Genomic DNA, 20,600 nt, shown 5'->3' with positions numbered 1-20,600 from the left:
AATGGCAACAACATATTTATTAGATTTAACAAAAGAAGAGTATCGTGACGATTTTGTATCGTTGAATGAACCAACAGATCAAAACCACAAAGAATTCTGGCAATACGAAGCACGAGATAAGTTAGTAGATAAGCTTAAATCGTTTGTAAAAGATGCAATTGCGTATAGAAATGCGCGAACAGAAAATAAACATAAAACATGGCTCTCTCATAACTCAATTTTGATAAATGGTGCAAGAGGTACGGGTAAAACCGTATTTTTACGCAATTGCGAAGCCATGTGGCAAGCGCACTGTAAAAAAAGTAGTGAAGATGTTGCGGGGAGCATTCATTTTTTGCAAGCCATAGACCCCACCATGCTGGTTGACCATGATAACTTTGCCAATGTGATTATTGCCCAAATCTATACAGAGGTAGATAAGGTATTAAATAATACAGACTGTTGTGTATCTAGTGGCAATATAGGCGAAGACAGCAAGCAACAATTTTATAAAAAGCTTCAAAAACTAGCTGATTCTTTAGGAAAAAAAGAAGAGTTTGAAGGCTGTAATGGTATTGACAAAATTTTGCAATATAAGTCGGGTATCAACATTGAGAGTCGTTTTCACGATTATGTTGAGGCTGCACTTAATTTGTTAGGAAGTAGCGCAATTGCCTTACCCATTGACGATGTTGATATGGCATTAGATCGCGCATACGAAGTAGTAGACGAGGTACGCAGATTATTGGGATGCCCGTATATTATCCCTATCGTCAGTGGTGATTACAGTTTATATGAGCAAATGGTCAATGTTCATTTTGATGAAAAGGCATATAGGGATAAAACAAAAGACGATAGGCTCGTAGATAAAGGTAAAGAGATAGCTAAAAACCTAACAAATGCGTATTTAACCAAAGTGTTTCCTAACCAAATGCGTATAACATTGCTACCTGTTCATTATATTTACCCAACCCTTAGTTTTAAAACTACAGATAGACCTATTCCGCCTAGTAGTGATAAAAGCCAAGAGGAGAAATTTTGGTTAAAATATAGCGAATATGAAATGTTACTTAAAAATGAATTTTATCCTCTTTGTAAGAACGAAGAAGTTTTAAAAGATTGGCCTGCTCCTGAATTTGCAAGGGAGTTTACTCAGCTTGCTCGTACTATCTCCCCTGATGATTTGATAAAAGCTAAATCTGATAAAGGTATAAGCTACAAACTATGGAAAAGCTACATAAACTGGGCTGAGCAAAAGCAAGAGGGGTTAGCTTATAGTAATGTTAACTCTTATTTAACGTTAAAAAACCGAGATGAAAACCAACCATTCAATATATTAGACTTACCTAGTTTTAACCCTATCCAGCAAGTGCAAATGGCTAAGGATTATACTAAATGGGCGTCTAAAAAATTCTATGCATCACAATTAAAATCACTTAACTTCCCCCACATGCTAAGACCTACTGATAGATCTAAAACATCTAACGACAAGTGGTTAATAGAAAATGTAGCTTTGTTAGAGGATAGATTTACCGAACATGACAGGTCACTAAGTAGTATGCCTCCTATTGAGTTTTTTAATAAAAAAAGCGCTATAACTCTGGGAACCGTTAAATCTGCTATAAAGGGTGATAATACAGAAATTGCTATACCTCAAAAAGAGAAGACGGATTCGAAGGATACAGATGCAAGCCAAGTGAGTTGTAGCTTAAGTGAGCTACTTATCAGTGTATTTATTCATACTGATGTTTACTCAAAACTCAAAAATGACTACCGATTTGTGTTTATGAGTCGAGCTTTCGAAATAATTACTTATTCTTTCTTAACTGTAAAAAGTGATAATAGTATAGCCAATAGCTTAAATGGAATATTAAGTAGAAGACCGTTTTATTGCATTTTCAATATGTCCCCTACAAAAGCAATAGAAGACGACACGCTAACCGAATCAGATGAGCTAGAAATAGATAAAGAGCATTTTAAAGAGCTAGGTAGAAGAGAGCGAGTCTCTGCTGTACTCTCAGCCAAAATTACTCAATGGCAAGAAGATAACGCTAAGCTTTTGAAACAAGTTGCACCTGATAAGCTGCTACCTATTTTTGTATATATGTTTAATAAAACTTTTACTGCTTTTAACTCATTTAAAATGGACAGTTTTTTTAAGAAAGAGACGGATTATCACGATGAGCATTTGACCGACCATATCAAACGTTTTGAACTAATGCTCGTTAATGCTGCACATACAGCAATGATTGAAGGTACAGCTGTCACTGCAAATGTTGCTATTACAAAAACTCAAGAAACAATCCGGAATCCAGAGAGGTTTAGAAATTCTGATAGAACTCTGACTGCAAATAGAACTATTTTAGAAGACGAAATACCAGACACTAATGCTCCACAAAGGTTATTTATAAAAGCATTGGAAAGTCATCCTGTTTTCAATTTAATCAATGATTTTGTTAAGAAAAATGAATGTAAGGCCTTTATTAAATTAGGTGAAAATAAAAAGCCAAAAGAAGAGAAGGCTTTATCTAAAGAAGTGCTATCACAAGAGTTAAGAGAAGCTGTGGAAACGTTGTTGAGCAAAACTAAGCTAGGAGCAAACGGAGTAAAAAGAAAAAGCTCATTTTTCAATAGAATCGAAGAGTCAGATGTAAGCCTGAGAGAAAAAATAGATCAATTTTATACCGAACATCTAAAAGGGAAAATGAGTAGATTTAATCTTCAAGAGGTTAACGGTGATAAAGAATTAAACTTCCTAATAGCACTTTATCAAGCGGGATATACTGATTAATGTTTGTTGTCAGTGATACACATATTAGTGACATTACGTTTTTAACCTCAGATAAAGCACTAGAGCAACTTGCAAAAGACGATGTGCTTGGCAAAGCGTTTTTTAAACGCTTTCAAACTTATCCTTTCGACTACGAAATATTTTGTAATCGAAAGCTGCGAAATGAAGACGTTGTTAATCAATTACTGGCATTTGGTTATGATAAACAGCCTAGCGTTCAAGATGTATTGTCACGTTTGGCTAACACTTTTTTAGAGTGGCAGGGCTGTCACTTTGAAGTAAAGCCAAATAAGCTAGAGCAATGGTTGCAATTATTAAGTTTAATTGATGGCAGTTGGATCATTGCTCAAGCCTATTGTGATTTAGAAAATGGCCATGGCTTCTCTAGTAAAGAAGTGATTGACTGTATTGTAAATAATCAATGCCCGCATGCACTGGCTAAAGATAGATTAACTCAGCCATTCGCTGATAATCATGTGCACCTAGGTGGTCACGGTCACACAGGGCCATCGATGTTAAGTTTTGCTCTTTATTGCCAAAGTTTAACTGCTGACGGTTGGCCAAACCGCGCTGAAAATACATTGTTTGAAAGTGGAGTGTATAAAAAACAAGATTTGCCAGCATCGGTAAGCCTATTAGCAAATAGACTTGTTGAGTCTGCTTTTTCTAAACCTTGTGATAAACCTCTAAGCTTTACAAATATCAACGTTACGGCAAAAGAGTGCCAAGCATTTTTTTACTTGAAGACCAATAGTGCGCATAGCTTGTCTCAAAAAGCGTATTTAGCCTCTCATTGTAAGCCTGTGCGCTCAGACATTCGTTGGGTATTATTTTGTTTGGGTGTATTAGCAAACTTTAAAAGTACATCGAAAATGACTTCTCAATTTGTAAGAAGCAGTAATATTTTACGCAATTATATGATTGTTTGGGGAACGGGGCTTGGCCAGTTTGTAGAGTCATTTGGCTTTCGCGCCCGAAAAAAGCGAGATTTAAATAAGCAAGATAACCCCATGGATGACGGCTTAGTCGCCGATATTGATAGCAAAACTTATCGAGAATTTCGCATTTCACCTGGTTTAATTGTACATGATAAGGGTTATGCAAACCCTAATAAATTACATAAAGCGCTTGAATCTGCGTTTAAGCATTCACTTACTGAAAATATTCATTTTGTTGCTCATTTTTCTCGAAGTCTAAAAGGTGATTTAGCCAAGCGGGAAGATAAGTATCAAAAAGTATTTAGAGCTAATTTAAAAAAGCAAGTTAGAGCCTTACAGCAATTTCATGGCTCTGTATCATTTTCACAGCAAGAACTCAGTGACTATAAGTTAGGTAAGAAATTATCAGAATCACAAACCATAGACTTGCGTAAAGCAATTAGAGGTTACGATGTTGCGGGTAATGAAAATGAACTTTCCATAGAAGTATTTGCGCCTGCTCTTAGAGCTTTAAGAGCAGCAAAGCACCCCTCTAATCATTTTACTAAACGCCATCAAAGGCCATTTTTAACGATCCACTCAGGTGAAGATTACAGCCATTTACTTTCAGGTCTAAGAGCTATTGATGAAGCTGTACTATTTTGTGATTTTAAAAGTGGCGATAGGCTAGGGCATGCACTTGCTCTAGGTGTGATGCCTGAGCAATGGGCGCAAAGGCAGGGGACCGCATATGTTACATTGGGTGATCACTTAGATAATTTGGTTTGGTGTTATCAAAAGGCGCTCGAAGTAATACAAAAAGCGCCAGAGTTCACTGGAGTCTTACATTTACTTCAAGAAAAAATAGATTTCTGGTCGCTTAAACTTTATGTGAATAGTAAATATAGTCCACGAGAGCTATTTGAAGCTTGGAAGCTAAGAAGAAACTGCCCTGAAACGCTGAACTTAAATGCTAACGATACAGGTACCCCCGCGGTACATCCATTCGAAAGTGGTTATCAAGAGTGGGTAGTGGATTTTACTGAAGTAAATAAAACCCATTTAGCGAGTGATGTCTTTGAGCTTTGGCGTAAGTATATTTTAGCCGGCACACTTGAAAACGCTCATTTTGAGCGAAGAAAAACCCCTGTGATTGTAAATTGCCTGCCACAATATAGTGAAGTGCCATTCGGTATTGAAGAGGGTCGCTATTATGACTCGGTATCTGCTGCGGAGCTGGAGCTTTACGAGGCTATTCAAGATTTTCAAATGGAGAAGTATGCAGCCCAAGAGATCATCATCGAGGCTTGCCCAACTTCAAATATCTATATAGGTCGATTCGAACATTATTATGAACACCCAATTTTTAGGTGGGATCCGCCGGATCAAAATTGGCTAGACAAAGGCGAAAAATTTAATAACTATGGTCTTCGTAGAGGCTCAGTTACTGTTTGTGTTAATACAGATGATGCAGCGCTTATGCCTACGACCATTGAAAATGAACACAGAGTTTTAAAAAATATGGCAATAAGCCACTATGAAGTGGGAGCCAACAAGGCTGAAGACTGGATAGACAAAGTCAGGCAAAGAGGTGTTGATATCTTTAAAAGGAACCATCTCTCTTGGCTTAATAATTAAATATATTTGTAACTCTAAAAAAGAGTTTTTAACCAATTGTTTAAATAAGGAGCATATATGAAACAATGGGTAGAACGACGTCAAGAAAGACAAAAAAAATCGAATTTATCGCCAGATTATCTCTTTAGGATTGATCAAAGCCGGGTTATAAATTCTGTTGCATTTCGCAGGCTGCAAGCAAAGACTCAAGTTCATGGTGTGGGTGAAAGTGACTTCTTCAGAACTCGACTTACTCACTCCATGGAAGTTGCGCAAATAGGGAATTCAATTACTCACAGGTTAGGCTTTTTAGCTTCTCAAAGTTGGAATAAGCATCCTGAAGTAAAGGAGTGGATCCCACCAATACCATTGATAGAAACTATTTGTTTAGCCCATGATTTAGGTCACCCCGCATTTGGCCATAATGGTGAGAGAACTTTAAATTACTTTTTACATGGTGCTGGTGGGTTTGAAGGCAATGGTCAAACATTCAGGATATTAACTAGATTAGGCGAGTATTCTAGTCAAAATGGTTACAACCTCACTCGTCGAACATTACTGGGGGTTATAAAGTATCCGGCTTTGCATTGTGACTATAACAAGGTTTATCCAATTAGTGAGGAAAATACTTCTGTTGATATAACTAAATGGTCACCTCCAAAATGTATCCACGATTCTGAAAGAGAGGAGTTAGATTGGGTTTTATCGCCTCTATGTGACAGAGATAAAGAATTATTTTCTTCAGTCGATCTGAGTGACAAGAAGCCGAAAACGAAATACCACTCATTTGACGCAAGTATTATGGAGTGTGCCGATGATATTGCTTATGGTGTACACGACTTAGAAGATGCTCTAGTTATGGGGCTTTTACACAATGAGCAGGTTTGTGATGAGCTTTCACTACAGCTAGAGGAGTTGTCTTCTTTATATACTCAGAAGTGGGATTCTCCTGATAAATATTATTTAATAAAGAACCTATCAACTGGCAAATTGGAAGAAACAAAAGCGGCAATTAGTGGCATTATCTCAACACTAGTGCATGGTACGAATATAGGCAAACAAGATAAATTTGAAAGCCCGTTATTAGATTTTCAGTGTCAAATGAGTAGTGATAGAGCTGAGATACTGAATGCTCTCAAAGGTTATGTGTATGAAAATGTCATAGCTCAACCAAGCGTACAAACATTGGAGTATAAAGGTCAAAAAATTATAACTGACTTGTTTAGTGCTTTACATTCCAAGCCAAAGGCTTTATTGCCAAAAATCGTTTATCAAAAAATAAATGAAAGCACACCTGTAGAGCGTGTTATAGCAGACTATCTATCTTCTATGACAGATACTGAAGCATGCCGGTTATATCAAAGGTTATTCACTCCTGAGAAAGGCTCTATTTTTTCTCCTCTCATTTAAAGATTTGCTAAACATTTTTATTAACCACTGTTTTATCGTAATCAGTGGTTAATTTTTAAGGAATAATTAACCCACAAAGACACTTTCATAATCATAGCTATTTGTTGTTTCTATTAGCGAAGACTTTGGCATCAGCTTTCGAGTTACATCATTAAAGCCGTGAATATGGTCCTGCGATAGAACTTCTCTGTAGTAATACAATAATAACATTCGCAATGCAGCTATTGAGTTCAAGGTGTTCTTTAAATTAGCTTCTTGAAAGTAAGTATCTCTTTGGTGCTTCACATTATTATAACTCCGCCACCATGATGGGGTAGTTCCATCTTTCCAACTTAACCAAGGTTGAAATTTTAAATTATATCTATGCATGTAACATTCCTGCTCATTAAAATCAGGAAAGAAATACGCCATAGTTTTTTTATAATCATTAATATTAGCGTGCTTTTGTTGGGGTTGTTTTAGATTACATAGTGCTTTCATTACAACATCTATTTCTGACGATGTCGCTAAGAGCAAATGAGCCAACTCAATAGAAAAAGTCGCAAAGTTTGCTTCTGAGAACTCAATATATCTTGCCAGCTTCTCAAGATCTTGCTCTAGTGCAATGAAATAATTCCAGTGATTAAACTTTCCATTCATTTGGTACGTTATCCATTTTTATAGTTTTGAAGTGAGATCAAAATGGTTTTCTGGAGTACGTATACACTCACTCCACCATTGCATCATTTCTCTACGGCGTTCTATATATTCAGCGCGGTTATAAGCGCGTCTAACCTCATTTTTCTCAACATGGGCTAGAGCAGTCTCAATAAGATCTGGGTCAAAGCCTTTGTCATTTAATATTGTGCTGGCAAGGGCTCTCATGCCGTGGGCAACGAGCTCGCCTTTTAACCCCATGCGTTTGATTGCCATATTAGCGGTTTGAGCATTAATATGAGTTCTAGGGTTTCTATCTGCTGGGAAGATATATTCTCGATGACCACTAACAGGTTTCATTAACTCAAGTAATTTTAAAGTTTTATCAGTCAGAGGAATTTTATGTTCATGGTTCATCTTAATTCTTTCTGCTGGGGTAATCCAAATATTGTTATTGAAATCGATTTCTTCCCATTTTTCAGCTGCTGCTTCAGAAGGGCGGCACATAGTATGACGTTGCCACTCAATCAGTATACGAGTTGTGTATTTGATACTCGCACGACTGAGTTTTTCCATAAGCTCGGGTAACCACCACCAAAGTTGCAAAAGATTTGCTTAAGCGAGCCAGAAAGCCTAGAACAATAGATGAAAAGATGAACATCGGTAACTTTAAGATGATGCAATTTGCTTGGAAAAATAGTCATAAACGTCTATCGATTGAATTGATCCAAGAAATGCATCAAGTAGGTGTTGAAAACATCGATGATGAAAAGTATCACCCAGGTGTATTTCGCCAAACTGACGATGTAGAAGTTGCAGACTCAGAAGGTAACACGGTTCATACGCCGCCACCTGCTGAGAGAATAGATGAGCGACTAGAGCAATTTTTCGAGTGGGTGAATCAAGACAACCAAGATGAAGAAAGTAATCAATTTATGCATCCCTTGATTAAAGCAATCGTGATGCATTTTGTGATTGGCTTTGAACACCTGTTTAGAGACGGAAATGGTCGAGTTGCTAGGTCATTGTTCTATTGGTTCATGTTTAAGAATGATTATGCGGCATTTAGGTATATTGCTATTAGTGTGCTGCTTAAAGCTGCACCAATCCAATATGGAAAAAGTTACTTATATACCGAAAGTGATGAACTCGATTTAACTTACTTTATTGACTATCAATGCAAGATAATCACTCGAGCAATCAGCGAGTTCAAGCTTGCCTACGAAACCAATTTAAAAGAGTCAGAAGCTTTCTCTCGTTGGTTATGGGACTCTGGGTTATTAAGTAAGCTTAACGATAAGCAAAAAACCATTGTGATGGTTGCTAAGAATGGTAAGTCACAAAAATTTACTGCTGTGAATGTGAAAGAAAACTTAGGCTGCTCGTACAACGCAGCTCGCAATGCACTGAATGGTTTGGTCGAATTAAACTTATTCGATAAAGTAAAAGAGGGGAAAGAATGGGTATTTGCCTTACGACCTCAAAAAGACATTATTCAAAGCTGGGAGTGATTTCTTTAATGGGCCAAAACATTTAATATAAAAAGCATGAATTCGCACCGTCATCTCACCATTTTAGAGCTCATACCAACAGGACCGAGCTCGATTACTGTAAAGCAGCTGCAGCAAAAGTTACGTTAAAATTTCGCAAAAAATTATCTGTGTATCTTAATAATTTGAACGCATTTGATATATGATGCGATGACCTTATTAAAAAAGAGCTAAATATGGATACACTCATATTCCCTACAGAGCGAGTTGTAGAGATTAACGCTTATATTCAAGCTACTGAGCCTGGGTTTGTAGGTCGGAATGATCTAGGGAAATTGGAAGGTGCCTTAGCAAGAATCGATAATGCTATTTGTTATGATGGGCTTGATGATGTTTTTGAAATAGCAGCAAAATATGCACATTCAATTGCTGTAGCACATGCATTTTCTGACGCAAATAAAAGAACAGGGTTTATAACTTGCCTCGAATATCTTTCGATTAATGATTTTGAAATTAAAATAGATAATGACATGTTGGCAGATGCGATGGTTGACTTAGTGCTGGGTGAGTTAAGTATTGGTCAATTTGCAGATTTATTGTATTCTTCTTACGTAGCTTCTCAAGAGGTATAAAATGAAAGACTATGGCGTAAAACTAGTGCAAAGACCTTCAATTAAAGTGAAGTCAGATATTGATTTGAAAACGAATGAAGGCAGACAGATTGTTAGATCAGAGACCAATCTGGTTAAGCTTCGCCAAGCAAAAACATTAACAAAGTTGGCTTCAATGTAATCCTTTCTCGGCTGCATAATTGTGGCCGTTTTTTTCTATAATAAAGCAGTTCTTTATATAACTAGCCTTACAGACTTTTCCTTCTTGATCTTAGACACCCATCGGCTTGACAGCTTTATTACTCATTAATGTTAATTTGAAATCGGAAAAGTGAATCGAGTAATGGCAAATGATTTTGGAAGTTTTGAGAGAGTCTTGGTTGCTCTGATAACACAGCTCGCGATGCACTGAATGGTTTGGTCGAATTAAACTTATTTGATAAAGCAAAAGAGGGGAAAGAATGGGTGTTTGCCCTACGACCTCAAAAAGACATTATTCAAAGCTGGGAGTGATTTCTTAAATGGACCAAAAACATTTAATATAAAAAGCATGAATTCGCACCGTCATCTCGCTATTTTAGAGCTTATACCAACAGGGCCGAGCTCGATTACAGTAAAGCAGCTGCAGCAAAAGTTGCGTTCAAGTGGCTTAGAGCTGAATGAACGTATGTTGCAGCGAGACTTACAAGCCCTCTATGAGCAAAATTGTTTTGGACTAGAAAAAGATTCGCGCATTAAACCATTTACATGGTTTATTAACCCGATTTGGCGCAGTAGTGCAACTATTATGAGCAGTGAGCTGGCTCAGCATTATCTGTTATTAGAGCAGTTGTTACCTCAGTCGCTCCCCGTTGATGTGAAAAACGACATTCGCAATAAAGCTGAACATGCGTTGAATAGACTGAATGGTAATAAACCCGACTGGCTTACATATGCGCACAATGATTCTGTGACAGTCAAAACAGATAGCAAAGTCATTGAACAAATAGAGCATGCAATAAAATATAAACGTGCTGTAAGTGCCGAAGTGTGTCGAACGATTTATGATGATGCGTATTGGTTGACGTTCAATGATTTGAGCTTCTTCGATTTGAAAGAAGAAAGCGGTGTTTTAATGGCGAGCTTTATGGTTGGCGCACTGCATGATAAATGCTATCAAATCCCACTTTATCGTATTCGCAATATCAAAATACTTCAAAAGCAACGGCGTGAACCCACCCCCGAGCAAATCAGCTCATTGCGTTTAGCAACCAACAAAGGAAAACGAGAGACTGAAATAAATTTAGTCATTAAAGTACCTGAACAATCGGTTGTAAATTTAGGGTTTATTGAATTCGGAACACTGATAAATAAACAGGCTTTAGATAATAAGCAGTCAATCTTAACGTTCAAGGTAATAGAAACGAGACAACTGTTCGAGCGATTATTTAAAGCATCAGACTGGTTAGAAGTCATAGAGCCATTTGCACTTCGTAAGCAAATAATCAATAAGCTGAAACAATCACACCTTAATTACTCACTGTAAATCTGCTGCGTCAAATTTTGACGTAGCTGATTGTTATGCTGCTTGCATATAGTAAGGAGTAGTTTATGTTTGATTTAATCGAAAATTCAGGCGGTTTATCAATAGGTGTGTTTGGCGTAGGCGGGTGCGGTTGTAATACGCTCAACCATCTATATGGTGAGCAACACAATCAATTCGCCAAATTCTATAGTGTAAATACAGATAAAGTTGTGCTTGAGCATACGCAAAGTGATCAATTTGTTTTAATTGGCGCAGAGTTAACTCATGGATATGGTGCTGGGGCAGATCCTGCAATTGGCTTGCTCGCAGCGCAAGAGAGCGAAGCGCAGCTTTTAGAGTTAATCGCAGAGTGCGATATTTTGCTGTGTGCAACAGGGTTAGGTGGAGGAACAGGAACGGGTGCGACGCCTTACATTGCTAAATTGGGCAAAGAGCAAAATAAGCCAGTGATATGCATTGCGACCTTACCTTTTAGTAGTGAAGGAATGCTTAGAAATAAAATTGCTCAAACAGGCTTAGAAGAATTAAGACAGTACGCTAACGCAGTCGTGACCTTACCCAACGATCAACTGATTGCAGTATTAGGCAATGATGTTGGTTTGTTTGATGCGTTCAAACACAGTAACCAGATTTTGCATTCACTTATTAAGTCCATGGTCGACATGCTCTGTTATCAAGGTTTGATTAATGTTGATTTGAGAGACTTTGTGCGGGTCATGGATACGCAGGGTGATGCTGTATTAGGCGTGGGCAAATGCGACGATGAGAATGAGTTACAAATTGCATTAGAGCAAGCGCTTTCGAACCCGCTAGTCAGTAGTGTCGATATGGCATCAAGTTCGGGTGTTATTATTCAAATAAACTGCAAAGATGAAATCTCGCTCGGTAATTACAATTTTATCACTGATACTGTTCGTCAAAGAATCAGTCCTTCAGCTCTTGTGATCTGCGGCGCTTCTAAAATAGAACAGCTCGAAATGAACTACGAAATCTTAATCATAGCCACAGGGGCTGAGTCTACGACCTCAGATGAGCCACCATCTACCCCGTTAGAATCAAAGAAAACTGATGAGCTTTTTGATATACCGGCACTTATTCGAAAACAGGCCCCAGCACCTGTGAGAAAATGAATTGGGCTAGGGACACTTAAAAACCATAGAGTTGAATAGCGTAGCGCTTGTTGCCAATTTATACCGATTCTAAGGCTATGTAATAGGATGTAATTTATCAATTTACTTTACAGTGTTAGTTTTGAAAAATTTAGAATGGACTGCTTTTAAATATAGGTTGAATAACAATCAGTTATTACGAATATTACCTATAGCATTGAGAAAATCATATCCATGAGAGCAGTCTTAATACAAAGGTTAAAAGAATGAGCAAACTAATAACAAATCTACTAAGTCTAATAACCGATAAAGACTTTCAAGCATTAGAGAATCGTTGCGTTGTTTCATCAACACTGGAATTAATTAAGTTTGATGAAAATCGAAAATCAGATCTTTTGGCTTGGTTATTTAATCCCAAAGAAGGCCATTTGCAGAATGAGTATTTTTTAAAAGCTTTAATCAATGCAGCTTTTTCATCTATTGAGAATACTCAAGAAGGAACGATACCAAATTCAGCTGATATAGCACTAAAGAGCTTATCTAACATACAAGTTGTTAGAGAACTTGCGATCGATGAAACGGGAACAAAAAAATTTATAGATTTGTTTTTGATAGACCCATTCCAGAAGGTTGTTATTACAATAGAGCGAAAAGATGGCTCGTATGCACATAGCAACCAACTGCGCTTTTATGCTGATTGGGTAGAAAGTAATTACAAGGGGTGGTCTCACCTTTTTATTTTGTCAGACAGTGAGTCAAAAGATCATAACGATGAATTTGACCCAAGATATATTCAGTTAGATGATTCATGGCTTTGCGACGCTTTGTTAGATCTAATCGATCGGGGAAGGGTCAGCAAGTATCTTGAAACTCAATTTAGAGATATTCACGATTTTATTTTTGGTGAGTGGGAAGAAACCCGAGATAAGTATTATTCTAGATTTGATGAAATTACCAAGAGAGTCGCAAAGGTGCATTGTGAGACATTGAGGCTGCTTGAAGAATATAAAATAACAATCAATTCATCTAATTATCACTTACTTGATATAACGCCTAATCTGTACTTTACAAAGATATTGCCTCAAATAGCTTTAATTGATAACGAAGCGCAACAATTACTTGCTGTCACTCAGCAACATTATTCTGTTTTTGAACAATTACATGGCTTAAATGAATTTGATGAATTAGAAGATAAGCTTTCGAAGCTGTTTGGCAATGAAATTTTAACTGAGTTACATGCGGACAACATCTATTTCACGCTAGGTAAGCATTTTTTAAAAGGCAAATATTGGCCCATTAGTTTTGAAATTAAACGAAATAGAACAGAGCTTGATGAAGCTAAATATGTTTTAAATCTGTGCATTAGCAAGTATTCCGATGAAGCTCATCATGCATTGGCCGATCATATTGCTGAAGCTTTCAATAAACCGTTTAGAAAAAACCAAAAGGAAGTGAAACTTACAAATTTAGGTGAGTTTTCAGATTTAGATTTGTCTGTTAACTCAGAACTTTCGGTTTGTATTAAAAAGAATTTGGAAAAAGTGAGCGAGTTCAATTTAGCCTAAACAAAGAGCGAAGAAGCTATTATATATAGCTTCTTCAATAATCAAAGTACGTAACTGTTTTGGCTGGACACTATAACGACGAAATTAACTTAAAAATTGAAAGCCTTTAAATTAATTTCAGATTTAAAGCTTAGTTAATTGATTAACCTCATGAAAAAAGATGGAAAAACCGAGTAAAACAGACTAAGTTAGTAATCGCCTATCTGATAAGTGGCAGGGATATAAATGGAAGTTTCATTACTTAAGCATAAGAAACAAGAACTCAAAGAGACCTTTTCAACCAATTTGTCGCTTCGCGTACATAGAGCTTTGAGCTGGCTAGAACGCTCAGAGCAATGCAGCACCGAAGACGTAGATTCTCAGTTCATATTCTTATGGATAGCGTTTAATTCAGCTTATGCGTGCAATGGTGAAACACATAAACGCACTGAAGCGGAATCCTATACCCAGTTCATTGCAAAGCTGGTGGACTTAGACCAAAGCCAGTCAGTCTATAAGATTTTATGGCAAACATTCCCTTCTAGTATTCGACTCTTAATGAATAACCAATATGTTTTTCAGCCTTTTTGGGATTTTCACAATGGTAAAATCGAAGAGATTGAATGGCAAAACAAATTCAGCAGAGCAAAAAAAGCGGCCAACGCAGCGCTTGGTAATCAAGATACAGTTGCTTTAGCCTCCAATGTATTAAGTCGTTTATATACCCTCCGTAATCAATTAATGCATGGCGGTGCTACCTATAACAGTAGCGCTAACAGGGCACAGCTTAAAGATGCAGTAAACATCATGAAACAATTAGTGCCCGTCATTATCAACGTAATGATGGATAACCCCAATACGCTTTGGGGTGATGCACATTATCCATACCTTGGTAAACAGCAGAATAAGTAGCATAGAGCGACGACAAAAGTTGTCGCCGTTACTCGGTTAAGATTTTCATATCGTCAAAAACAAAGAATTAACTCAGATATGAGAAAGATATTGAAGGAATACTCATGTTAGACACACAACCAAACTCCACCAGCAACAATCAGTCTGAAAATAAAGTAAAACGTTTTCTAGCGAATGCGATAAGCACAGAAATTAATCATTTCGAGCGTTATGGTAAAGGTGCGATTTATGACTTAGGAAAAGGTCAACACGGTTGGGATGAGCTAGTTACAGCGAAAGCGGGTGATCGTATGGCGGTTATAAAACCTACGATGAATATCCCCCTAATTTTCGAGATAACAGAAGTTAAGCTAGACGAAGACTTCATCATTGTTTTTGGTAAACCGGTTGAGCGAGTAGATATGTCGTATCAGACATTCGTACGCAAAAATAACATTACCAATAGCAAGATTGACGAGCACTTCAACATGCGTATCGGCTTTAATGTGGCGAGTTGGTAAGTAGTTATGTCTAAGGTTATCGAACCTAAAATTTTTATTATTAGAGAGTTACTAGAACAAAACTTATCGATCCCCAGTTATCAGCGCCCATATCGCTGGAGTGAACGTCATATAACTGATCTCATAAGCGATATTTATAATTGCTTCAAACACCCCGAAACAGACAGGTACCGCATCGGAACGATTGTTTTGCATCAAGAAAGCGAAAATTGTCAATGTGATATAGTTGATGGCCAACAAAGGACTATTACGTTATGTCTCTTATTATTATCAATCAATAAATTGATTGATAATAATATGGAAGCTAAGTTATTTAAAAATTTACAAGTTTTACACCCCGAGTCAAAAAAAGTATTGAAGCACAATAGCGTTTTTATCATGCAATTTATCAGAAAGTATTCTGATTACGAATTACAAGAGTTGCGAGAATTTATTTTAAATCATTGCTCGGTTGTAATTATCAAATTAACAGTCCTTTCTGAAGCCTTTCAGTTTTTTGATAGTCAGAATGCTAGAGGTAAAGCCTTAGAGCCGCACGATCTATTGAAGGCTTATCACTTACGTGAAATGAGAAACCACACAGAAGAAAGTAAGTTAAATGCTATTACTCAATGGGAAAAAGAAGCTGTTGGTAACGGTCAATTAAAAACTTTATTTAATGAGTTTTTATATCGGTTGAGGCAGTGGAACAAAAACTGTTCAGGGCGATACTTTATAAAAAGTGAAGTAGATGTTTTCAAAGGGGTGAATTTAGACAGTGACGAATTGCCTAAATATTTACAGTTGTCTTTAAGAGCATATCTGTTCAACAAAAGTTATAACCAGTCTAGTGATAGGTTAATTGATAATAATAAGCTAGATTTTCCCCATCAAATTAATCAAGTTATTTTGAATGGCGCTTTGTTTTTTGACTATGTGCAATTTTACTGTGAACAGCTGAGTGAAATACGAGGAAAATCACTTTTCTTAAATGATCTTGAAAACTATAAAGGTTGTGACCGCAGTGGCGATATTTACACGAGGAACCTTTTCTTAGCTGCACTATTACTTTTCCATGATCGCTTTGGTGATAAGAAACTAAAGGAAGCAGAGAAGGTATGTTTTGAATGGGCGTACAAACTGCGTTTAGAGCAAAGTAGAGTCGGGATTGCAAGTGTCGATAATTATGCTCTCAGTGATTCGAGTTTACTCAAAGTGATTGAAAATGCTACCTATGAAAAAGAAGTTCTGGCGGTTGTGGTGAATAAAAATAAACAAAAAGTTGAACAAAACGGAACAAGAGGCCTCAGTGCTTTAAAAAAGCGGTATCTAGGGAAAGTAGATGAATAACGAACATGTAATCTCTTTGAGTGTTAAACAGCTTTTTGAACCTACCACTCAATACTTAATTCCAATTTACCAACGAAATTATGCTTGGGGTGAAGTACAAATCAGTCAGTTAATCTCAGACCTAATTGGAAGTTATAAAGAACCTGAAAGTACTAATTATTATTTAGGCACTATGATTGTTGACTTGAACAAAGTTGGTGACAGTAACCAAGCTTGGGCAATTATTGATGGGCAGCAACGCCATACTACCTTGAGTATTTTATTAGCGGTTTTAAAAAGTTATAAAATAGAACTTCCTTTAGAAAACCCGAATTTAAGTTTTGAGTGTAGACAACTATCTCAAGAGACTTTAATTGGTTTGTTTAGTACAGGTGATAACCTTAAAAAAAATTTTACCCATTTTGAAGCCAGTATGTGGAATGCCTTTCAAATTGCCAAGAAAGAGCTAGCAGAAAGACTATCTACTTGCGAGTATAGAAAATTCGCAGCATATCTACTAAATAACGTATATTTGGTGCGAGCTGGGCTACCTGAAAAAACAGATGTTAATCATTATTTTGAGATAATGAACAATAGGGGGGAGCAGTTAGAAAGCCATGAAGTTATTAAAGCAAGAATGATGGATAAGCTAGATAAATCAGGCGCTGATGTGTTTGCACAAATTTGGGATGCGTGTTCTCAGATGGGGCATTATATCCAATATAACTTTAATAAAGCCTTTCGTGATGAGCTTTTTGGCTATGATTTAGAAAAATTATCATGTCGAGCTCTTATTAATCAATGCTGGTTTAAACATGTAGAAGAGTCGCTTTCTGGGCTTAATATTCAACAAGAAACAACAACTCCTTATATTAATAGTTGCAATGACGATTCAATTGAAGCGCTTTTTAATTCTTCTGAACTATTGCCTCGTGAGTCTCAAAACCAGATTGTGAATGATCAAAGTACTCGATTTAGTTCAGTTATTAACTTTCCAAACTTTCTTCTTCAAGTCCTCAAAGTTCATCAAGAATTTGATAAAAGCAGTTCTGAGGCCGTTACTTTGGATGATCGTAAGTTAATTAATGAATTTGATAAGCATTTATTTAAAAATGAAAATCAACCAGTCACGAGTCAAGATATCAAAAAGTTTGCAAGTACGTTATTTAAGCTGCGTTATTTATTTGATCGCAATGTAATTAAGAGAGATTTGGGGTGTGACCAAAACCCTTGGTCGGTTAAAAAACTAAAACAAAAGGATGGCCTTATTCAGGCTACGAATACGTTTAAGGAACATAACGAACAAGCCGTAATGATTCAAACAATGTTTCATGCGTCTTTTCCCAGTCATAACTACAAAAGCTGGTTAGCTAAGTTACTTAAATATTTATATACCCATGGTGAGTTAAGTGAGTCCCAAATTCTGTCACAACTTGAAAGCCAGGCTAGAGAACAGTTTGATAAAATCGCAAAAATAAATTCATCCACTGACAGTGCAAGAAACCAAAGTGTATTTAAAGAACATATTAATAGAGGAACTCAAACTCATAACTACTTTTTTAATTATTTGGACTACAAGATTTGGAAAATACTCAAAGTAACCGATAAAGAACATTATAAAAACCTGTTACTGGGTAATGTCCAGGCGGAATATATTGATATGACTACCTTCAATCAGTTGAATGCAATAGCAAATATATTTAAATTCACTAGTCGAAGTTCAGTTGAACATCATTATCCTCAGCACTCTAAAACTATTGAAATGGATGAAGACTTAAACAACTCATTTGCTAACCTTTGTTTACTAAGCAACTCCAGTAACGCTAGTTTAGGTAATGCTTCTCCAGAAGAAAAAAAGCGCAATACAATTTCTAAGTTTGGTAATAAAGCTGAAAGCTTAAAGCAACGTTTGATGTTTTGTTATATAAACTGGTATCAACCAAATCTACCTAAAGAAGCATGTGGCATTTATTTACATGAACAATCCATGATTGATTTATTACTCTCTGATTCGGACATTATAATCCCTTCGTATAAGATTTAGTTTTAAAAAGTTTATAACAGAAAATAAAGGAGATAGGGAAGTGTTTAAGATTAAACCAAGTTCACTCGCAGCACTTAGATCTATAAAAAATGAATTTTTAGATCAAACAAAGATGCCTGAGGAGAAAAAGCTTAATACTCTTAAAGATGATGATGTTTGGATAAGGATTGTTAGCCAAGTGGTTGTCGTCGGAGGTGCAAAACCTGCAGAACTTCTAAAAGATAAAGAAGTAAAAGCTAAAATATCTTGGGAAAATTTGAAAAGTTTAACTGAAGGAAATAGAAAAAGGGTAATCTGGGAAGTTCTTAAACAGATAAAGGCTAGATATGCAGGTAAATCAATAGAGTCTTGTAAGAAAACAGATGCAATTTTTAAAAATTTCGAGATAATTAAAAGTGAGTATGGACCTAAGTCATTTTTGCTCAATGCTTCAAAACAACCCGGTGATAAGGAAAAAATAAAGTATATTAGTAAGTTAAGTTACTTCAAAAATAAAGGAGCAAGAGACTTTTTAACTTCTGGATTTGGTGTATTAAAAAATAGTATTGCTATTGATAGTCGAGTGATGAACTCATTAAATCATGTAGGCATTGAATTACCTTCTGAAGTTTTAAAGTCAACAAAAAAATATGAAGCAGCTGAAAGGCAACTAATTGAAGAAGTGTGTAAGCCTCTTGACTTGTTAGGCTCTGAATTAGATCAATTACTATTTAAAAATTACGAAAAAATAATTACTCAATCATGGTAACCTCGAAGCAAGGCGGAATTAACATAGATATCTATCGTTAATATAGTCCGCCTTGTTCGTAGCTAGGATTCATCTAAAAAGCAAAAGAATGTTGCTTTTTCAGTTTTGATAAAAAGAAGATGCCCCAAATACATGTATCTCTGTCAGTTACACAGAATTACTTACAGGGCCATCATCTTAGCGCAGAGCCTATGATGCATTGACTCCACCATTCCATCATCTCTCTTCGGCGTTCAATGTACTCAGCGCGGTTATAAGCGCGTCTTACTTCATTTTTCTCAACGTGAGCAAGTGCTGTTTCAATGAGGTCTGGGTCAAAGCCTTTGTCGTTCAAAATAGTACTGGCTAGTGCTCTCATTCCATGGGCAACAAGCTCTCCTTTTAATCCCATGCGCTTGATAGCCATATTAGCCGTTTGGGCGTTAATATGGGTTCTCGGGTTCCTATCCGCTGGGAAAATATATTCTCGATGACCACTAACAGGTTTCATTAACTCAAGTAGTTTTAAAGTTTGATCTGTGAGAGGAATTTTGTGCTCTCGATTCATCTTCATTCTTTCAGCTGGGATAATCCAAAGCTTGTTATTGAAATCGATTTCTTCCCATTTTGCAGCTGCTGCCTCAGAAGGGCGGCACATAGTATGAAGTTGCCACTCAATAAGTATACGAGTTGTGTATTTGATACTTGCTCGACTGAGTTTTTCCATTAGTTCTGGCAAGCGCTCAGGCTCTATCGTACTGAAGTTTTTTCGCTTGGGTGATTTAAATGCACTTCTGATTCCTGCTAGTGGATTGCTTTGAACCATACCTGTATTGAGCGCATAAATCATAATCTCATTTATGCGCTGTATTAGCCTTCTTATTTGCTCAAGTACACCTCGTGCTGCTAATGGCTCTAACACTCTTATGACTAGAGGTGCATTTAAGCTGCTAATAGGTCGGTGGCCAATATCTGGGAATACATGGTTTTCAAGTGAACGCCAAATGTCAACGGCATACCCTTTACTGACAGTATGGCGTTTTACTTCGAACCACTTTTCAGCCACAAATCTAAACGTGGTATTGTTATCGTGGAGCGCTCGTAAGTTGTCATCGTCACGTTTTTCTTGTGGATCGATGTTTTGAGAAAGAGACTGTTTGTGTTCTTCTCTAAGAGCTCGCGCATTAGCAAGCGTGATTTCAGGGTAGGGGCCAAGCACCATGTTATTGCGCTTTTTGGTGAACGGTCGGGTATATCTAAATATCCAAGATTTGTTGCCAGTTTTCCTGACTCTTAAATATAGCCCATTCCCATCGGCGAGTTCGTAGTCCTTCTCTTTGGCCTTGGATTTTTTAACTTGTGCATCGGTGAGGGGCTTAATGATTTTTCCCATTGTTTTAAAACCTATAGCTTACTGAATTAATAAGTAAAATGGCTTTTTTGTACCACAGCCAGAATAACTGCTGTTCGTGGTACTTGC

General features: G+C 36.8%; 16 protein-coding genes and 1 pseudogene. 14 read left to right on the top strand and 3 right to left on the bottom strand.

The window, feature by feature from the left end; all coding sequences use genetic code 11:
* Position 1 precedes the first annotated feature (1 nt).
* The 3 genes from rdrA to AAEU28_RS12030 are packed head-to-tail and all read left to right on the top strand — an operon-like array spanning position 2 to position 6,714.
* A complete protein-coding gene (gene rdrA / locus AAEU28_RS12040; protein ID WP_421964336.1) occupies positions 2-2,770 on the top strand; it encodes an antiviral RADAR system adenosine triphosphatase RdrA in 2,769 nt (922 codons plus the stop codon).
* Positions 2,770-5,325 carry an antiviral RADAR system adenosine deaminase RdrB gene (gene rdrB, locus AAEU28_RS12035; protein ID WP_421964335.1) on the top strand — a complete coding sequence of 852 codons (2,556 nt, stop codon included), beginning with the start codon at positions 2,770-2,772 and terminating at the stop codon, positions 5,323-5,325. The genes rdrA and rdrB overlap by 1 nt, the downstream gene beginning before the upstream one ends.
* Positions 5,326-5,382: 57 nt before the next feature.
* A complete protein-coding gene (locus AAEU28_RS12030; RefSeq protein WP_421964334.1) occupies positions 5,383-6,714 on the top strand; it encodes an anti-phage deoxyguanosine triphosphatase in 1,332 nt (443 codons plus the stop codon).
* Positions 6,715-6,780: 66 nt separating this feature from the next.
* On the opposite strand, the gene AAEU28_RS12025 is transcribed toward AAEU28_RS12030, so the two are convergent.
* Positions 6,781-7,353: a hypothetical protein gene (locus tag AAEU28_RS12025; RefSeq protein ID WP_421964333.1), complete on the bottom strand. Its 573-nt coding sequence runs from the start codon at positions 7,351-7,353 to the stop codon at positions 6,781-6,783.
* Between the two features lie 18 nt (positions 7,354-7,371).
* Positions 7,372-7,938 (bottom strand): annotated as a pseudogene (locus tag AAEU28_RS12020) (tyrosine-type recombinase/integrase); the annotation flags it as partial.
* Positions 7,939-8,003: 65 nt separating this feature from the next.
* Between AAEU28_RS12020 and AAEU28_RS12015 the strand changes: the two are divergent.
* From AAEU28_RS12015 to AAEU28_RS11965, 11 genes are all read left to right on the top strand, one after another.
* Complete coding sequence (locus tag AAEU28_RS12015; protein ID WP_421964332.1) at positions 8,004-8,861, top strand: Fic family protein; 858 nt, start codon at positions 8,004-8,006, stop codon at positions 8,859-8,861.
* A 215-nt stretch (positions 8,862-9,076) separates the two neighbouring features.
* Positions 9,077-9,472 (top strand): type II toxin-antitoxin system death-on-curing family toxin, encoded by a 396-nt coding sequence (locus tag AAEU28_RS12010; RefSeq protein ID WP_421964331.1) that lies wholly within the window; start codon positions 9,077-9,079, stop codon positions 9,470-9,472.
* Position 9,473: 1 nt separating this feature from the next.
* Entirely contained in the window at positions 9,474-9,632 is a 159-nt protein-coding gene (locus tag AAEU28_RS12005) for an acetyltransferase (RefSeq protein ID WP_421964330.1), read from the top strand.
* 369 nt (positions 9,633-10,001) lie between these two features.
* Positions 10,002-10,976, top strand: a complete 975-nt coding sequence (locus AAEU28_RS12000; RefSeq protein WP_421964329.1) for a transcriptional factor — start codon at positions 10,002-10,004, stop codon at positions 10,974-10,976.
* A 65-nt stretch (positions 10,977-11,041) separates the two neighbouring features.
* Entirely contained in the window at positions 11,042-12,106 is a 1,065-nt protein-coding gene (locus AAEU28_RS11995) for a cell division protein FtsZ (RefSeq protein ID WP_421964328.1), read from the top strand.
* Positions 12,107-12,351: 245 nt separating this feature from the next.
* A complete protein-coding gene (locus AAEU28_RS11990) occupies positions 12,352-13,650 on the top strand; it encodes a PD-(D/E)XK nuclease family protein (protein WP_421964327.1) in 1,299 nt (432 codons plus the stop codon).
* A gap of 225 nt (positions 13,651-13,875) precedes the next feature.
* Positions 13,876-14,541, top strand: coding sequence for a hypothetical protein (locus AAEU28_RS11985; protein WP_421964326.1), 666 nt, complete (start codon positions 13,876-13,878; stop codon positions 14,539-14,541).
* Between the two features lie 104 nt (positions 14,542-14,645).
* A complete protein-coding gene (locus AAEU28_RS11980) occupies positions 14,646-15,041 on the top strand; it encodes a hypothetical protein (protein ID WP_421964325.1) in 396 nt (131 codons plus the stop codon).
* A 6-nt stretch (positions 15,042-15,047) separates the two neighbouring features.
* Positions 15,048-16,370 (top strand): DUF262 domain-containing protein, encoded by a 1,323-nt coding sequence (locus AAEU28_RS11975; protein ID WP_421964324.1) that lies wholly within the window; start codon positions 15,048-15,050, stop codon positions 16,368-16,370.
* Complete coding sequence (locus AAEU28_RS11970; protein ID WP_421964323.1) at positions 16,363-18,393, top strand: DUF262 domain-containing protein; 2,031 nt, start codon at positions 16,363-16,365, stop codon at positions 18,391-18,393. Before AAEU28_RS11975 ends, AAEU28_RS11970 begins: the two co-directional genes overlap by 8 nt.
* 40 nt (positions 18,394-18,433) lie before the next feature.
* Complete coding sequence (locus tag AAEU28_RS11965) at positions 18,434-19,141, top strand: hypothetical protein (RefSeq protein WP_421964322.1); 708 nt, start codon at positions 18,434-18,436, stop codon at positions 19,139-19,141.
* Positions 19,142-19,313: 172 nt separating this feature from the next.
* Here the strand turns inward: AAEU28_RS11965 and AAEU28_RS11960 are convergent, their stop codons facing one another.
* Positions 19,314-20,513, bottom strand: coding sequence for an integrase domain-containing protein (locus AAEU28_RS11960; protein WP_421964321.1), 1,200 nt, complete (start codon positions 20,511-20,513; stop codon positions 19,314-19,316).
* Between the last annotated feature and the right edge of the window lie 87 nt (positions 20,514-20,600).

The organism is Pseudoalteromonas sp. SS15 (assembly GCF_049257195.1).
GTDB lineage: Bacteria > Pseudomonadota > Gammaproteobacteria > Enterobacterales > Alteromonadaceae > Pseudoalteromonas.
The sequence above is the reverse complement of the archived record's forward strand: the minus strand, read 5'-3'. Positions and strand labels throughout refer to the sequence as shown.

Coding starts and splice junctions, on each gene's coding strand:
- rdrA (WP_421964336.1), top strand. CDS start 2: ATGGCAACAACATATTTATTAGATTTAACAAAAGAAGAGTATCGTGAC.
- rdrB (WP_421964335.1), top strand. CDS start 2,770: ATGTTTGTTGTCAGTGATACACATATTAGTGACATTACGTTTTTAACC.
- AAEU28_RS12030 (WP_421964334.1), top strand. CDS start 5,383: ATGAAACAATGGGTAGAACGACGTCAAGAAAGACAAAAAAAATCGAAT.
- AAEU28_RS12025 (WP_421964333.1), bottom strand. CDS start 7,353: ATGAATGGAAAGTTTAATCACTGGAATTATTTCATTGCACTAGAGCAA.
- AAEU28_RS12015 (WP_421964332.1), top strand. CDS start 8,004: ATGAACATCGGTAACTTTAAGATGATGCAATTTGCTTGGAAAAATAGT.
- AAEU28_RS12010 (WP_421964331.1), top strand. CDS start 9,077: ATGGATACACTCATATTCCCTACAGAGCGAGTTGTAGAGATTAACGCT.
- AAEU28_RS12005 (WP_421964330.1), top strand. CDS start 9,474: ATGAAAGACTATGGCGTAAAACTAGTGCAAAGACCTTCAATTAAAGTG.
- AAEU28_RS12000 (WP_421964329.1), top strand. CDS start 10,002: ATGAATTCGCACCGTCATCTCGCTATTTTAGAGCTTATACCAACAGGG.
- AAEU28_RS11995 (WP_421964328.1), top strand. CDS start 11,042: ATGTTTGATTTAATCGAAAATTCAGGCGGTTTATCAATAGGTGTGTTT.
- AAEU28_RS11990 (WP_421964327.1), top strand. CDS start 12,352: ATGAGCAAACTAATAACAAATCTACTAAGTCTAATAACCGATAAAGAC.
- AAEU28_RS11985 (WP_421964326.1), top strand. CDS start 13,876: ATGGAAGTTTCATTACTTAAGCATAAGAAACAAGAACTCAAAGAGACC.
- AAEU28_RS11980 (WP_421964325.1), top strand. CDS start 14,646: ATGTTAGACACACAACCAAACTCCACCAGCAACAATCAGTCTGAAAAT.
- AAEU28_RS11975 (WP_421964324.1), top strand. CDS start 15,048: ATGTCTAAGGTTATCGAACCTAAAATTTTTATTATTAGAGAGTTACTA.
- AAEU28_RS11970 (WP_421964323.1), top strand. CDS start 16,363: ATGAATAACGAACATGTAATCTCTTTGAGTGTTAAACAGCTTTTTGAA.
- AAEU28_RS11960 (WP_421964321.1), bottom strand. CDS start 20,513: ATGGGAAAAATCATTAAGCCCCTCACCGATGCACAAGTTAAAAAATCC.